Origin of the sequence: Pseudomonas sp. 3HC3 (assembly GCF_044904505.1) — a bacterium.
Taxonomy (GTDB): Bacteria; Pseudomonadota; Gammaproteobacteria; order Pseudomonadales; family Pseudomonadaceae; genus Aquipseudomonas; species Aquipseudomonas putida_Y.
The window spans coordinates 1-15319 of record NZ_JADDRH010000022.1; the positions used below are offsets into that span (position 1 = coordinate 1).

Consider the following 15319-nt stretch of genomic DNA (forward strand, 5'->3'; position numbering starts at 1 on the left):
ATGTTGGCCAGAAGCAAAAAGCTTCCTCGAACAGGCCTGATACATAGATGCAACCGGGTTCCTATGTTCAAAAAAGCAGCTAGACAGTGTGGGCGAGTCCATACATAGGAGCGGGTTCACCCGCGAAGAAGGCAGCTCGGTCTATGGCACCGGCTTAGCCGGTGTTCGCGGGTGAACCCGCTCCTACAGACGGGATGAGGCATTCAGCCCCAGCTCGAACAGTTTTTGACGCCAATAAACCGCCCTTAACCCCTTGATTTCTCAGGGCTGGCCCCATGCCAGTATTTTTTTTTTGAAAAAACCCTCAAGCAACCCGCGCACCCGACGATAACCATTACGAAGGTTCTCTAGGCCAATCCGGCGGTTGCCAAGGCCGGAAGCCGCAGTACCCATCCAACGAGGATTTCGTCATGGCTTTAACTGTAAACACCAACATTGCGTCGATCACCACCCAGGGCAACCTGACCAAGGCGAGCAACGCTCAGACCACTTCGATGCAGCGTCTGTCCTCGGGTCTGCGCATCAACAGCGCTAAAGACGACGCTGCCGGCCTGCAGATCGCCAACCGTCTGACCAGCCAGATCAATGGCCTGGGCCAGGCTGTGAAGAACGCCAACGACGGTATCTCGATCGCCCAGACCGCTGAAGGTGCAATGCAGGCCTCGACCGACATCCTGCAGAAAATGCGTACCCTGGCTCTGTCCTCGGCTACTGGCTCGCTGAGCGCCGACGACCGTAAGTCGAACAACGACGAATACCAGGCTCTGACCGCTGAGCTGAACCGTATCTCGGAAACCACCACCTTCGGTGGTCAGAAGCTGCTGGACGGCTCCTACGGCACCAAGGCCATTCAGGTCGGCGCCAACGCCAACGAAACCATCAACTTGTCGCTGGATAACGTTTCGGCGAAGAGCATCGGTTCGCAGCAGATCAAGTCCGGCAGCATCACGCCTAGCGCAACTGGTCTGGCTGCTGCTGACCTGGTTGTTACCGGTAATGGTCAGACCAAAACCGTGAACTACGCCGCTGGTGCTTCCGCCAAAGACATCGCTGCCCAGCTCAATGGTGCAATCGGTGGTCTGACTGCTGCTGCCAGCACTGAGGTCAAGCTTTCGGTGGGTGCCGCGGCTGCAACCACTCCAGCCAACTTCGATCTGACCGTTGGTGGCAGCACTGTGAGTTTCATCGGTGTGACCGATACTGCCAGCCTGGCCGACCAACTGAAGTCCAACGCTGCCAAACTGGGCATCAGCGTCAACTACGACGAGTCGACCAAGAGCCTGGAAGTCAAATCCGACACCGGTGAGAACCTGACCTTCAAATCGCAGGCTGGCGCTGACGCCATCTCTGTTGGTGCCAAAAACGGTAGCGGTGCCTATGCTGCTCTGACTCCGCTGTCGGCAACTGCTGGTGACGATGCTATCGTGACTGGTCAGGTTTCGCTTGACTCTGCGAAAGGCTACTCCATTGCTGATGGTGCTACCGGTACTGGTGCAACCGACCTGTTCGGTGGTGCCTCTGTATCCTCCACCAAAAAAACCATCGCCGATACCGATGTGACCGACGCCACCAACGCTCAGAACGCTCTGGCTGTTATCGACAAAGCGATCGGCTCCATCGACAGCGTCCGTTCGGGCCTGGGTGCTACCCAGAACCGTCTGCAGACCACCGTCGACAACCTGCAGAACATCCAGAAGAACTCCACCGCTGCCCGCTCCACCGTGCAGGACGTGGACTTCGCTTCGGAAACTGCCGAGCTGACCAAGCAGCAGACTCTGCAGCAGGCTTCGACTGCGATCCTGTCGCAGGCTAACCAGCTGCCATCGTCGGTCCTGAAACTGCTTCAGTAATTCAGGCGCTTGAGTGAAGGGTGAAAGGGCGCGTTTACGTGCCCTTTCACCCTTTTTGACATGAGGAGTTCGAAACATGGACATGAGTGTCAAGCTGAACCAGGTGTATCCAGCCGTGTTACCCCAGGTGCCAGGAGCTGATCGCGAGCGGGACCCGGCTACGCCTGCCAAGGTGCAGGAAGCCGCTGCCTCCGATAATCAGCCACACTCGCGCGAGGACCTGGAAAAAGCGGTTGGCGAAATTCGTGATTTCGTCCAGTCGAGCCAGCGCCAGCTGGACTTTTCCATTGACGATTCCACGGGCCGGATTGTAGTCAAGGTGATTGCTACCCAGTCCGGTGAGGTGATTCGGCAACTTCCATCGGAAGCTGCGCTGAAGTTGGCGCAGAGCCTCAGTGAAGCCAGCAGCCTGCTGTTCGACGGTCAGGCATAGGCTGGCATGATTTTTGTTGTTGTCGACTATTTGATGGATTTATCCGCCAAGGATCCGGCAGCTACTGAACAAGGAGAGCAATGATGGCAGGTACAACAGTCAGCGGTATTGGCTCGGGCATCGATACCCAGGCGATCGTCGATTCCCTGGTGGCCGCGCAAAAAGCGCCCAAGCAGGCCCAGATCAATACCCAAACGCTGAAGGCAACCACCACGTTGTCCTCTATTGGCAAGATTCAGTCGGCACTGGATGCATTCCGCGGCGCTCTGACCAACATGACCGATACCAACAGCTTTGGGGGTCTGAGCCTGAAGTCTTCGGATGAAAAGGTCGCGACCGTCACCATGGGGACTGGGGCTGCGAACGGCTCGTTCAAGCTGATCGTCGACAAGTTGGCGACTGCGTCAAAAGTTTCGACCAAAGTGTATGCAGATGGTGCGGGATCGGTAGTCAATAGTGGCAGTACACCGACTACGCTGACCATCAGTCAGGGCGGCAAGGACTTCGACCTCAGTGTGCCCGCCGGCGCCACATTGCAGCAGGTGCGCGACAGCATCAATAGCCAGTTTGGCGTAGCGGGCCTTAGCGCCAACGTGCTGACGGATGCCAATGGTTCTCGCCTGATCGTCACCTCGACCAAAATGGGTGAAGGCTCTGACATTACCCTTTCGGGTAATTCGGGCATCGATACCGGCTATACCGTTGTCGATGAGCCGACAGACGCCGAGTACACCCTGGACGGCATTGCCATGAAGTCCAAGACCAATGACATCACTGATGCCGTGAGTGGTCTCAATATCAAGCTGGTAGGTGTGTCGCCGACCAACGCGAGCAGTGGCGAGGTCACTGCCACAGTTCTCTCGCTGACGACCAGTTCAACTACGTTGAAATCGGGTCTCAAGGGTTTCATTGACACCTACAACGCCTTGCTTGCTGTGATGAACGCAGAAACCAAGGTCACCAAGAATGCCGATGGCAGCATGACGTCTGCGGCGCTGACGGGGGATGCCACCATGCGTACGCTGATGTCATCCATTCGCGAGGAGCTCAATGCGGTATCGGGCAATGGTACGTTGAAGTCGCTCGCTGCCTTTGGTGTCACTTCGGCCCAGGATGGCGGTGCGCTGAGCCTGGACGACAAGAAATGGGACAAGGTTGCCTCCACCAACGCGGCGGACCTGACCAGCATTTTCAATGGCAAGGATGGCCTGCTGGCGCGCCTGCAAAAAGTCACCGAGCCATTCGCCAAGGCCGCAACCGGCACCCTCGCCGAGCGCTCCAAGGTCCTGAGCGAAAGCCTGACCAAGCTCAAGACCGAGCAGGATACCCTGGACGCCCGCATGGAAGCCCTGCAAAAAAGCCTGCAGGACAAGTACAACAACATGGATACCCTGGTCACTCAGTTGCGTCAGCAGCAGAACTCGGTGCTGAGCACCCTCAACGCACTGAACAAGGCGAACAGCGACGATTAATCCGTGAACCTTGCATGAAGTCCGTGCAAGATGCCGGGCTTCATGTCATCGGCCGGTAAAGTTTTTCGCCGCCTGCCCGATACAAGGAATATCTCCCCCTTAAGCCTGCCCGTCACGAGGTCGCAAGATGAATCCCATGAGAGCCCTTCGTCAGTACCAGAAGGTCAATTCCCATGCCCAGATTTCCGAAGCCACGCCCCATCGCCTGGTGCAGATGCTGATGGAAGGCGGCCTCGATCGCATGGCGCAGGCCAAGGGGGCGATGGCGCGTGGCGACATTGCGGAGAAGGGCCTGATGCTGGGCAAGGCGATCGATATCATCATCGGCTTGCGCGATGGCTTGTCGCCTGAAAAAAGCGAAAACCCGGAGTACGTCGAAAAGCTCGACGCCCTCTACGTCTACATGACCAACCGCCTGATGCAGGCCAATGTGGACAACGATGCCAGCATTATCGACGAAGTTGCCCAGCTGCTGATTACCGTGAAAAGTGGCTGGGACGGCATTGCCGACGCCCAACCTGCCAGCTGATGGCAAGGAGATTACCGTGACCGCACTGCAACGCCTCGATGACACCTGCGATGCCCTGATCGGGGCCTTGGGTGAGCGTGACTGGGAAGCCATTGCCAAGCTGGATGTGGCGTGCCGCGCGTGCATCGACGAGGTGCTGGAAACCCACGCCGTGGATCAGGCGTTGCTGCGCGAGAAGCTGGAAGGGGTGCTGCAGCTTTACCGCAATCTGATCGATGTGACAACCGGTGAACGCCAGGCAATTGCCGAAGAGATGATGCAGATCAATCAAGCGAAAAATGCATCGAAGGTTTACCATCTCTTCAGTTAAGATGCGCACGACTTAACAAAAGGCGCCATAAATTTGACTGTGTGGGCCTTTTTGACTTTACTAGTGGCTGTTTTCGAATTTCAGACGTCCGAACACTGACCATTCAGTCGGAATGATGTCGAGCACGCCCTGCAGGGCGCCGATATGACTAGGGAAGTTGCTATTGCATGTGGCGTGAAACCAAGATTCTGCTGATCGATGACGACAGCGCGCGCCGCCGCGACCTTGCGGTGGTGCTGAACTTCCTCGGCGAAGAAAACCTCGCGTGTGCCAGCCATGACTGGCAGCAGGCGGTCGAGCCATTGTCTTCGAGCCGCGAAGTGCTGTGCGTGCTCATCGGCACCGTAAATGCTCCGGGCAATCTGCTTGGGCTGCTTAAGACAGTGGCTACCTGGGATGAGTTCCTTCCGGTTCTGCTTTTAGGTGAAATTTCTTCTGCCGAGCTGCCGGAAGACCTTCGCCGCCGGGTGCTTTCCAACCTGGAAATGCCGCCAAGCTACAGCCAGCTGCTGGATTCGCTGCACCGTGCCCAGGTCTACCGCGAAATGTATGACCAGGCGCGTGAGCGCGGTCGCCAGCGCGAGCCCAATCTGTTCCGCAGCCTGGTTGGCACCAGTCGTGCCATTCAGCACGTGCGGCAGATGATGCAGCAAGTGGCGGATACCGACGCCAGCGTGCTGATCCTGGGTGAGTCCGGCACCGGTAAGGAAGTGGTAGCGCGCAACCTGCACTACCATTCCAAGCGCCGCGAAGCGCCGTTCGTGCCGGTCAACTGTGGCGCGATCCCGGCCGAGCTGCTGGAAAGCGAACTGTTCGGCCACGAGAAGGGCGCCTTTACCGGGGCCATCACCAGCCGTGCCGGGCGTTTCGAGCTGGCCAACGGCGGTACTCTGTTCCTCGACGAAATCGGCGACATGCCGTTGCCGATGCAGGTCAAGCTGCTGCGTGTGCTGCAGGAGCGTACCTTCGAGCGCGTGGGTAGCAACAAGACCCAGAGCATCGACGTGCGCATCATCGCTGCGACGCACAAAAACCTCGAGAACATGATCGAGGACGGTACCTTTCGCGAAGACCTGTACTACCGCCTGAACGTGTTCCCTATCGAGATGGCACCGCTGCGTGAGCGCGTGGAAGACATCCCGTTGCTGATGAACGAGCTGATTTCGCGCATGGAGCACGAGAAGCGCGGCTCCATTCGCTTCAATTCCGCCTCGATCATGTCGCTGTGTCGTCACGGCTGGCCGGGCAACGTGCGCGAGCTGGCCAACCTGGTCGAGCGCATGGCGATCATGCACCCGTACGGGGTCATTGGCGTGTCGGAACTGCCGAAGAAATTCCGCTATGTCGATGACGAAGACGAGCAGATGGTCGACAGCCTGCGCAGCGACCTGGAAGAGCGCGTGGCGATCAATGGCCACACACCAAACTTCAGCAACCACGCCATGCTGCCGCCCGAAGGCCTGGACCTCAAGGACTACCTGGGTAGCCTGGAGCAGGGGCTGATCCAGCAGGCGCTGGACGATGCCAACGGTATCGTTGCGCGCGCGGCTGAACGTTTGCGTATTCGCCGTACCACCCTGGTCGAGAAGATGCGCAAGTACGGCATGAGCCGCCAGGGCGGCGAGGAACAGGCGGAAGATTGAAGCCTGGCGGTTGCCTATGCCGGCCTCTTCGCGGGCAAGCCCGCTCCCACAGGGATATCACCGAATTGAAGATGTGTATCGATCCTGTGGGAGCGGGCTTGCCCGCGAAGAGGCCGGCACAAATCCCTATCTCCGGCACGGCTATTGCTACACCGCTGGCAACACACCGTTTTTATGACGGTCAGCCACGCGAGAGAGCACGATGCCCCAGGCCGCCCACGTATCACGAGCCCCTGATCAGCAGGGGCAAACCCCGGTCGCGCAGGACAGCGGCCAGGGTATCGCGCAAGCCTTTGCCCTGTTCAACCAGGTGTCCAGCCAGCTGAGCCAGTCCTACAGCCTGCTCGAAGCCCGGGTCAGTGAGCTCAAAGGTGAGCTGGCCGTGGTCAGCGCCCAGCGCATCGACGAACTGAGCGAAAAGGAGCGCCTGGCCAACCGCCTGCAGAACCTGCTGGACTTGCTGCCCGGTGGGGTGATCGTGATCGACGGCCAAGGCCTGGTGCGCGAAGCCAACCCGGCCGCCTGCGAGTTGCTCGGCGATCCTCTGATCGGCCAGTTGTGGCGCCAGGTGATCGCCCGTAGCTTTGCCCCGCGCAAGGACGACGGCCACGAAGTCTCGCTGCGCGACGGCCGCCGCCTGTCGATTGCCACCCGCTCGCTGGATGCCGAGCCTGGCCAGTTGGTGCTGCTAAACGACCTGACTGAAACCCGTCGCCTCCAGGATCAACTGGCTCGCCACGAGCGCCTGTCGTCCTTGGGGCGCATGGTTGCCTCGCTGGCCCATCAGATTCGCACGCCGCTGTCGGCAGCCATGCTGTATGCCAGCCACCTGGCCGATAGCGAGCAAGCGCTGAGCGCGGAAACCCGCCTGCGGTTCGCCGCGACCTTGAAGGAGCGCCTGCACGAGCTGGAACACCAGGTGCGCGACATGCTGGTGTTTGCCCGTGGCGAGTTGCCGCTGGGGGATCGGGTGACCCCGAAAGCGCTGTTCCAGGCCCTGCAACAGGCGGCCCAGGCACATGTGCAGGGGCATGCCGTGCGCTGGCAGTGCGACAGTCATCTGGGCGAGTTGCTGTGCAACCGCGACACGCTGGTCGGCGCCTTGCTCAACCTGATTGAAAATGCCCTGCAGGCCAGCGATGGCCCTGCACGGCTGAAGGTGCACCTGTACCGCCGCGAACGTAGCTTGCACCTGTGTGTCAGCGATGCCGGCAGCGGCATCGATGCAGGCTTGCTCGGCCGTTTGGGCGAGCCGTTCCTTACCACCAAGGCCACCGGTACCGGCCTGGGCCTGGCCGTGGTCAAGGCGGTGGTGCGTGCGCATCAGGGCACGATCAACCTGCGCTCGAAAGTCGGCCGTGGTACCTGCGTGCGGGTAGAGCTGCCGTTGATCGACGGGCAATTGGCGGAGGGGGTGTAATGGCAATCAAGGTGCTGCTGGTCGAGGATGACCGCGTATTGCGCCAGGCGCTGGGCGATACCCTGGAAATCGGCGGGTTCGCCTATCAGGCGGTGGGCAGTGCCGAAGAAGCGCTGGAGGCGGTACTGGATGACGCGTTCAGCCTGGTGGTCAGTGACGTCAACATGCCCGGTATGGACGGGCACCAGTTGCTGAGCCAGTTGCGCCGCCAGCAGCCACAGTTGCCGGTGCTGTTGATGACGGCGCATGCTGCTGTCGAGCGTGCGGTCGAGGCCATGCGTCAAGGCGCCGCCGACTACCTGGTCAAGCCGTTCGAGCCCAAGGCGCTGCTCAGCCTCGTGGAGCGGCATGCCGCCGGGCGGGTCACCGGCGAAGAAGGGCCGGTGGCTTGCGAGCCGGCCAGTCGCCAGTTGCTGGAGCTGGCGGCCCGTGTGGCGCGCAGTGACTCGACCGTGCTGATTTCCGGCGAGTCCGGTACTGGCAAGGAAGTGCTGGCGCGCTACATTCACCAGCAGTCGCCGCGTGCGGCGCAGCCCTTTGTGGCGATCAACTGCGCGGCGATCCCCGACAACATGCTCGAGGCCACCCTGTTCGGCCACGAGAAGGGTGCCTTCACCGGCGCTATCGCGGCTCAGGCTGGCAAGTTCGAGCAGGCCGAAGGCGGCACCCTGCTGCTGGACGAAATATCGGAAATGCCCATGGCCTTGCAGGCCAAGCTGCTGCGTGTGCTGCAGGAGCGCGAGGTGGAGCGGGTAGGCGGGCGCAAGCCGATCAGCCTGGATATTCGGGTGCTGGCCACCACCAACCGCGACCTGGCCGGCGAAGTGGCGGCCGGGCGCTTCCGCGAAGACCTGTACTACCGCCTGTCGGTGTTCCCGCTGGCCTGGCGCCCGCTGCGTGAGCGGCCGGGCGATATCCTGCAACTGGCCGAGCGATTGCTGGCGCGCCATGTGGCCAAGATGAAGCATGCCCCGGTGCGCCTCTCGCCAGCGGCTCGGGCCTGCCTGCAGGCATATGCCTGGCCGGGCAACGTGCGCGAACTGGACAACGCCCTGCAGCGGGCGTTGATTCTGCAGCAGGGGGGCGTGATCGAGGCGGCGGATTTTTGTCTGGCAGGCGCCATTCCATTGTCGGCCGGCACCGAGCCATCTCTCGAGGTGGTGGCTGATGCCGGCGGCCTGGGGGATGACATGCGTCGCCACGAGTACCAGATGATCATCGACACCCTGCGCGCCGAGCGCGGCCGCCGCAAAGAGGCGGCCGAACGCCTGGGGATCAGTCCGCGTACGTTACGCTACAAGCTGGCGCAGATGCGCGATGCCGGGTTTGACGTCGAGGCCAGTCTGTTCGGCTGACCCTCTGCTCCGTTGTGAACCCGCCCCCACAGGGGTTGTGTTGCCTGAACTCTGTAGGCTGGCACCTTTGTTGCTTTAGGTAGGTCATTCGCCGCATGACTGTCAAAAAAATGCGGCCGCAGGAGAGAGAAGGGTCATGAGCCAAGGTGTTGAATTCAATCGTCTGATGCTGGACATGCGGGCCATGCAGGCCGATGCCATGTCGCTGCCCAAGGTAACCGCCGCCCCCGAGTTGGCGCCAGGGCAAAGTACCTTCGCCGACATGCTCGGCCAGGCCATCGGCAAGGTGCATGAGACGCAGCAGGCCTCGACCCAACTGGCCAACGCGTTCGAAATCGGCAAGAGCGGCGTCGACCTGACTGACGTGATGATCGCTTCACAAAAGGCCAGCGTGTCGATGCAAGCCATGACCCAGGTACGCAACAAGCTGGTCCAGGCGTATCAGGACATCATGCAGATGCCGGTTTGAGGACGGATGTAACCCATGGCTGAAGCAGTCGTCGAAAACGCCCCCGCCAAAGCTGGCTCGCCAGCGGCCAAGCCGCCGCTGTTTGGCATGGCGTTTCTGGAAAATATCTCGCAGATGCCCATGCTGCGCCAGATCGGCCTCATGGTCGGCCTGGCGGCCAGCGTGGCCATCGGCTTTGCCGTGGTGCTGTGGTCGCAACAACCCGATTACCGTCCGTTGTACGGCAGCCTGTCGGGCATGGACACCAAGCAGGTCATGGACACCCTGGCCGCTGCTGACATCTCCTATAACGTGGAGCCCAACTCGGGGGCCCTGCTGGTCAAGGCCGACGACCTCTCCCGTGCGCGCCTGAAACTGGCAGCCGCCGGTGTGGCGCCGAGCGACGGCAATGTCGGCTTCGAGCTGCTCGACAAGGAGCAGGGCCTGGGTACCAGCCAGTTCATGGAAGCCACCCGTTACCGCCGCAGCCTGGAAGGCGAACTGGCCCGTACCGTTTCCAGCCTCAACAACGTCAAGGCCGCGCGCGTGCACCTGGCCATTCCGAAAAGTTCGGTGTTCGTGCGTGATGAGCGCAAGCCCAGCGCCTCGGTACTGGTCGAGCTTTACCCAGGCCGCGCACTGGAAGCCGGGCAGGTGATGGCCATCGTCAACCTGGTCGCCACCAGTGTGCCGGAACTGGACAAGTCCCAGGTCACCGTCGTCGACCAGAAGGGCAACCTGCTGTCCGATCAGATTCAGGATTCCGCGCTGACCCAGGCTGGCAAGCAGTTCGACTACAGCCGCCGGGTGGAAAGCATGCTCACCCAGCGCGTGCACAATATCCTACAGCCGGTGCTGGGCAACGACCGCTACAAGGCCGAAGTGTCCGCCGACCTTGACTTCAGCGCGGTCGAGTCCACCTCCGAACAGTTCAACCCCGATCAGCCGGCGTTGCGCAGCGAGCAGTCAGTCGACGAACAGCGTGCCAGCAGCCAAGGCCCGCAAGGCGTGCCTGGCGCGCTGAGCAACCAGCCGCCAGGCGCCGCTTCGGCACCGCAGACCACCGGTGGCGCGGCTACCCCGGCTGCAGCCATTCAACCTGGCCAGCCGCTGGTGGATGCCAACGGCCAGCAGATCATGGACCCGGCCACCGGCCAGCCGATGCTCGCACCGTACCCGTCAGACAAACGTCAGCAAAGCACCAAGAACTTCGAGCTGGACCGTTCCATCAGCCACACCCGCCAGCAGCAGGGGCGCATGACCCGCCTGTCGGTAGCGGTGGTGGTGGACGACCAGGTCAAGATCGACCCGGCCACTGGCGATACTACGCGGGCACCGTGGGGCGCCGAGGACCTGGCGCGCTTTACCCGCCTGGTACAGGACGCCGTCGGCTTCGATGCCAGCCGTGGCGACAGCGTGACGGTGATCAACGTGCCGTTCGCCGCCGACCGTGGCGAGGAAATCGCCGACATCGCCTTCTACCAGCAGCCGTGGTTCTGGGATATCGTCAAGCAGGTGCTGGGTGTGGTGTTCATCCTGGTGCTGGTGTTCGGCGTGCTGCGGCCAGTGCTGAACAACATTACCGGGGGCGGCAAGCAGGCTGCCCCGGACAGCGACATGGAGCTGGGCGGCATGATGGGTCTGGATGGCGAACTGGCCAACGACCGCGTCAGCCTGGGTGGCCCGACAAGCATTCTGCTGCCTAGCCCGAGCGAGGGTTACGAGGCACAGCTCAACGCAATCAAAGGCCTGGTGGCCGAAGACCCGGGCCGTGTGGCTCAGGTCGTGAAAGACTGGATCAACGCCGATGAGTGATAACCGAGCCGTTACCGCCAAGCTAAGCCGCGTCGACAAGGCGGCGATCCTCCTGCTCTCGCTGGGCGAGACCGATGCGGCCCAGGTGCTGCGGCACATGGGCCCGAAGGAAGTGCAGCGGGTGGGTGTGGCCATGGCGCAGATGGGCAATGTGCACCGTGACCAGGTCGAACAGGTGATGAGCGAGTTCGTCGACATCGTCGGCGACCAGACCAGCCTGGGCGTCGGGTCTGATGCGTACATTCGCAAGATGCTCAACCAGGCTCTGGGCGAGGACAAGGCCAACGGCCTGGTCGACCGCATCCTGCTTGGCGGCAATACCAGCGGCCTGGACAGCCTCAAGTGGATGGAACCGCGTGCCGTGGCCGACGTGATCCGCTACGAGCACCCACAGATCCAGGCCATCGTGGTCGCCTACCTCGACCCGGACCAGGCCGGTGAAGTGCTGAGCAACTTCGACCACAAGGTGCGCCTGGACATCGTCCTGCGCGTGTCATCGCTGAACACCGTGCAACCCGCGGCGCTGAAGGAGCTGAACCAGATTCTCGAGAAGCAGTTCTCGGGCAACTCCAACGCCGCGCGCACCACCCTGGGTGGCATCAAGCGGGCGGCCGACATCATGAACTTCCTCGACAGCTCGGTGGAAGGCGCACTGATGGACGCGATCCGCGAAATCGACAGCGACCTGTCGGAGCAGATCGAAGACTTGATGTTTGTCTTCAACAACCTGGCCGACGTCGACGACCGGGGCATCCAGGCGCTGTTGCGCGAAGTGTCCTCCGACGTGTTGGTGGTGTCGCTCAAGGGCGCCGACGAGCGGGTCAAGGACAAGATCTTCAAGAACATGTCCAAACGTGCTTCGGAGCTGCTGCGCGACGACCTGGAGGCCAAGGGGCCGGTACGGGTCAGCGATGTGGAAACCGCGCAGAAAGAAATCCTCACCATTGCCCGGCGCATGGCCGAGGCCGGCGAGATCGTGCTCGGCGGCAAGGGCGCCGAGGAAATGATCTAAGGTATTCGCGATCCCATAGCCGACGCCGCCTTAAGTAGGAGCGGGTTTACCCGCGAAGGCGTCGGTCCTGGCAATCGAGGTTGTCGCTGCCGACGCATTCGCGGATGAACCCGCTCCTACAAGGGACCGTGTCGGCCGAACATGGTTTGAGAACATGACAGCATGCCCACCAAAGAACACCACCCCAGCGACCTGATACGCGCCCGCGACCTCGAGGGCGTGGACGTGTGGACGCTGCCAAGCTTCGACCCGGAACCGGAGCCTGCGCCCGAGCCAGAGCCGGAACCCGAGGTCATCGAGGAAGAAATCGAGGAAGTGCCGCTGGAAGAAGTCCAGCCACTGACCCTGGAAGAGCTCGAAGCCATCCGTCAGGAGGCCTACAACGAGGGTTTCGCCACCGGTGAGCGCGAGGGCTTCCACAGCACCCAGCTCAAGGTCCGGCAGGAGGCCGAAGAGGCCCTGAAAGCCAAGCTCGACAGCCTCGAACGGCTGATGGCCAACCTGATGGAGCCGATCGCCGAGCAGGACACGCAGATCGAGAAAAGCCTGGTACACCTGATCGCGCACATGAGCCGCCAGGTGATTGGCCGCGAGCTGCGCAACGATTCCAGCCAGATCACTCAGGTGCTGCGCGAAGCGCTCAAGCTGCTGCCCATGGGGGCGGACAATATCCGCATCCACCTCAACCCGCAGGATTTCGAGCTGGCCAAAGCCCTGCGCGAACGCCATGAGGAGAACTGGCGGCTGCTGGAAGACAGTGCGCTGCTGCCGGGTGGTTGCCGCATCGAGACGGCCCACAGCCGCATCGATGCCACCATGGAGACGCGTATCGAAAAAGCGGTGGCGCAGCTGTTCGACCACTTGCATGACCAATCCTTGCACCCGGCAGCGCCAGACATGTCGACAGACCTGGATGCGCCGGTCGAGCGTACCGTGGACAGCCCAGATGCACCTTGAGCGCACCAGCTTCGGCAAGCGCCTGGGCACTTACGCTGAGGCCATCGCGCTGCCGGCCCAGCCCATCGTCGAAGGCCGCTTGCTGCGCATGGTCGGCCTCACCCTGGAAGCCGAAGGCCTGCGCGCAGCAGTGGGCAGCCGCTGCCTGGTGATCAACGACGACAGTTATCACCCGGTGCAGGTCGAGGCTGAAGTCATGGGCTTTGCCGGGCCCAAGGTGTTTCTGATGCCGGTGGGCAGCATCGTCGGGATTGCCCCGGGGGCCCGGGTAGTGCCGCTGGATGACGGTGGCCGCCTGCCCATGGGCATGAGCATGCTGGGCCGGGTGCTCGACGGCGCCGGCCGCGCGCTGGATGGCAAGGGCGGGATGAAGGCCGAGGACTGGGTGCCGATGGACGGCCCGGTGATCAATCCGCTCAACCGCGACCCTATCAGCAAGCCGCTGGATGTGGGTATTCGCAGTATCAACGGCCTGCTTACCGTCGGCCGTGGCCAGCGGCTAGGCCTGTTTGCCGGTACCGGGGTGGGTAAATCGGTGTTGCTGGGCATGATGACCCGCTTCACCGAAGCCGAAATCATCGTGGTCGGCCTGATCGGTGAGCGGGGGCGCGAGGTGAAGGAGTTCATCGAGCATATCCTCGGTGAAGAGGGCCTCAAGCGCTCGGTGGTGGTGGCTTCGCCGGCCGACGATGCGCCGCTGATGCGCCTGCGTGCCGCCATGTATTGCACACGCATTGCCGAATACTTCCGCGACAAAGGCAAGAATGTGCTGTTGCTGATGGACTCGTTGACCCGTTTCGCCCAGGCCCAGCGAGAAATTGCCTTGGCCATCGGCGAGCCGCCGGCCACCCGCGGTTACCCGCCCTCGGTGTTTGCCAAGCTACCCAAGCTGGTCGAGCGGGCAGGCAATGGCGAACCCGGCGGTGGTTCGATCACTGCGTTCTATACCGTGCTGTCCGAAGGCGACGACCAGCAAGACCCGATCGCCGACTCGGCGCGGGGCGTGCTAGACGGCCACTTTGTGCTGTCGCGTCGGCTGGCTGAGGAAGGCCATTACCCGGCCATCGACATCGAAGCGTCGATCAGCCGGGTCATGCCCCAAGTGGTCGATGCCGACCACTTGCGCCAGGCGCAGAAGTTCAAGCAACTGTGGTCGCGTCTGTCGCAAAGCCGCGACCTGATCAGCGTGGGTGCCTATGTGGCCGGCGGTGATCCGGAGACCGACCTGGCCATTGCCTTGCAATCGAAGCTGGTGGAGTTCCTGCGCCAGGGTCTGCGCGAGAACGTGGGTATGGCGCAGAGCCGCGAACAGCTGGGGGCGATTTTCACGCCCCCGGCAGGTTGATAAGCCATGGCGCAGCCTGGGCGTGCCGCGCGCCTGGCGCCGGTGGTGGACATGGCCGAAGAGGCCGAGCGCAAGGCGGCTCAGCGCCTTGGCCACTTTCAGCAGCAGGTGGCCACGGCCCAGGCCAAGCTGGCTGAGCTGGAGCGCTTTCGCGAGGATTACCAGCTGCAGTGGATCAACCGCGGCGGGCAAGGGGTCAATGGCAGTTGGCTGGTCAATTACCAGCGTTTTCTCGGGCAGCTGGAAACGGCCATGACCCAGCAGCGTCAGAGCCTGGTCTGGCACCAGAACAACCTCAACAACGCGCGTGGTACCTGGCAGCAGGCCTATGCCCGGGTGGAGGGTTTGCGCAAGCTGGTGCAGCGCTACCAGGACGAGGCCCGGCGCGCTGAAGACAAGCGTGAGCAGCGCTTGCTGGATGAGCTGTCGCAGCGCCTGCCGCGGCAAAACCATCTATAGGTGTTCGCCGCAGGCCTTGCAGCGGAATAATTGGCCCGAAACAAATGAGAGGTCTTGCCCGCGAATGCGGTGGCGGCTGCGACGGTGTATGACCGGGAATATTGGCTGGCAGGTCCGGCCTATTCGCGGGTGAACCCGCTCCTACCACGGTATTGGGCGACACCACCGATTGATGTAGGAGCGGGTTTACCCGCGAAGAGGCCGGTACAGGCCATCAAAGCCATGAGCCTGCATCCGCTTGCCACCCCCACCTTCGCCTGCTAAACCTTAA

Annotated in this window: 14 protein-coding genes; all 14 read left to right on the top strand. The window is 61.9% G+C overall.

The window, feature by feature from the left end:
* Positions 1-410: 410 nt before the first annotated feature.
* The 14 genes from INQ47_RS22045 (at position 411) to fliJ (ending at position 15048) form a co-directional block, all read left to right on the top strand.
* On the top strand, positions 411-1850 hold the full coding sequence (locus INQ47_RS22045) for a flagellin (RefSeq protein WP_404702586.1): 1440 nt from the start codon (positions 411-413) through the stop codon (positions 1848-1850).
* Between the two features lie 76 nt (positions 1851-1926).
* The gene (locus INQ47_RS22050) at positions 1927-2283 is read left to right on the top strand and encodes a flagellar protein FlaG (protein ID WP_014590128.1); all 357 of its coding nucleotides are present in this window, start codon (positions 1927-1929) and stop codon (positions 2281-2283) included.
* A gap of 83 nt (positions 2284-2366) precedes the next feature.
* Positions 2367-3755 carry a flagellar filament capping protein FliD gene (gene fliD, locus INQ47_RS22055; RefSeq protein ID WP_404702587.1) on the top strand — a complete coding sequence of 463 codons (1389 nt, stop codon included), beginning with the start codon at positions 2367-2369 and terminating at the stop codon, positions 3753-3755.
* Positions 3756-3882: 127 nt separating this feature from the next.
* The gene (fliS, locus tag INQ47_RS22060; protein WP_019438376.1) at positions 3883-4284 is read left to right on the top strand and encodes a flagellar export chaperone FliS; all 402 of its coding nucleotides are present in this window, start codon (positions 3883-3885) and stop codon (positions 4282-4284) included.
* A gap of 16 nt (positions 4285-4300) precedes the next feature.
* Positions 4301-4594, top strand: coding sequence for a flagellar protein FliT (locus INQ47_RS22065; RefSeq protein WP_404702588.1), 294 nt, complete (start codon positions 4301-4303; stop codon positions 4592-4594).
* A 167-nt stretch (positions 4595-4761) separates the two neighbouring features.
* Entirely contained in the window at positions 4762-6237 is a 1476-nt protein-coding gene (gene fleQ / locus INQ47_RS22070) for a transcriptional regulator FleQ (RefSeq protein ID WP_119714053.1), read from the top strand.
* A 202-nt stretch (positions 6238-6439) separates the two neighbouring features.
* Positions 6440-7657: a PAS domain-containing sensor histidine kinase gene (locus INQ47_RS22075; RefSeq protein ID WP_103462201.1), complete on the top strand. Its 1218-nt coding sequence runs from the start codon at positions 6440-6442 to the stop codon at positions 7655-7657.
* Complete coding sequence (locus INQ47_RS22080) at positions 7657-9012, top strand: sigma-54 dependent transcriptional regulator (protein ID WP_103462202.1); 1356 nt, start codon at positions 7657-7659, stop codon at positions 9010-9012. The genes INQ47_RS22075 and INQ47_RS22080 overlap by 1 nt, the downstream gene beginning before the upstream one ends.
* Positions 9013-9148: 136 nt before the next feature.
* Entirely contained in the window at positions 9149-9481 is a 333-nt protein-coding gene (gene fliE / locus INQ47_RS22085) for a flagellar hook-basal body complex protein FliE (protein WP_003254438.1), read from the top strand.
* Positions 9482-9496: 15 nt separating this feature from the next.
* Positions 9497-11275 (top strand): flagellar basal-body MS-ring/collar protein FliF, encoded by a 1779-nt coding sequence (fliF, locus tag INQ47_RS22090; protein ID WP_404702589.1) that lies wholly within the window; start codon positions 9497-9499, stop codon positions 11273-11275.
* Positions 11268-12287 carry a flagellar motor switch protein FliG gene (gene fliG / locus INQ47_RS22095; RefSeq protein WP_003254434.1) on the top strand — a complete coding sequence of 340 codons (1020 nt, stop codon included), beginning with the start codon at positions 11268-11270 and terminating at the stop codon, positions 12285-12287. The genes fliF and fliG overlap by 8 nt, the downstream gene beginning before the upstream one ends.
* A 162-nt stretch (positions 12288-12449) precedes the next feature.
* Entirely contained in the window at positions 12450-13244 is a 795-nt protein-coding gene (gene fliH / locus INQ47_RS22100) for a flagellar assembly protein FliH (RefSeq protein ID WP_404702590.1), read from the top strand.
* Positions 13234-14589 (top strand): flagellar protein export ATPase FliI, encoded by a 1356-nt coding sequence (gene fliI / locus INQ47_RS22105; protein WP_103462205.1) that lies wholly within the window; start codon positions 13234-13236, stop codon positions 14587-14589. Before fliH ends, fliI begins: the two co-directional genes overlap by 11 nt.
* A 6-nt stretch (positions 14590-14595) precedes the next feature.
* Positions 14596-15048 carry a flagellar export protein FliJ gene (gene fliJ / locus INQ47_RS22110; protein WP_103462206.1) on the top strand — a complete coding sequence of 151 codons (453 nt, stop codon included), beginning with the start codon at positions 14596-14598 and terminating at the stop codon, positions 15046-15048.
* Positions 15049-15319 lie beyond the last annotated feature (271 nt).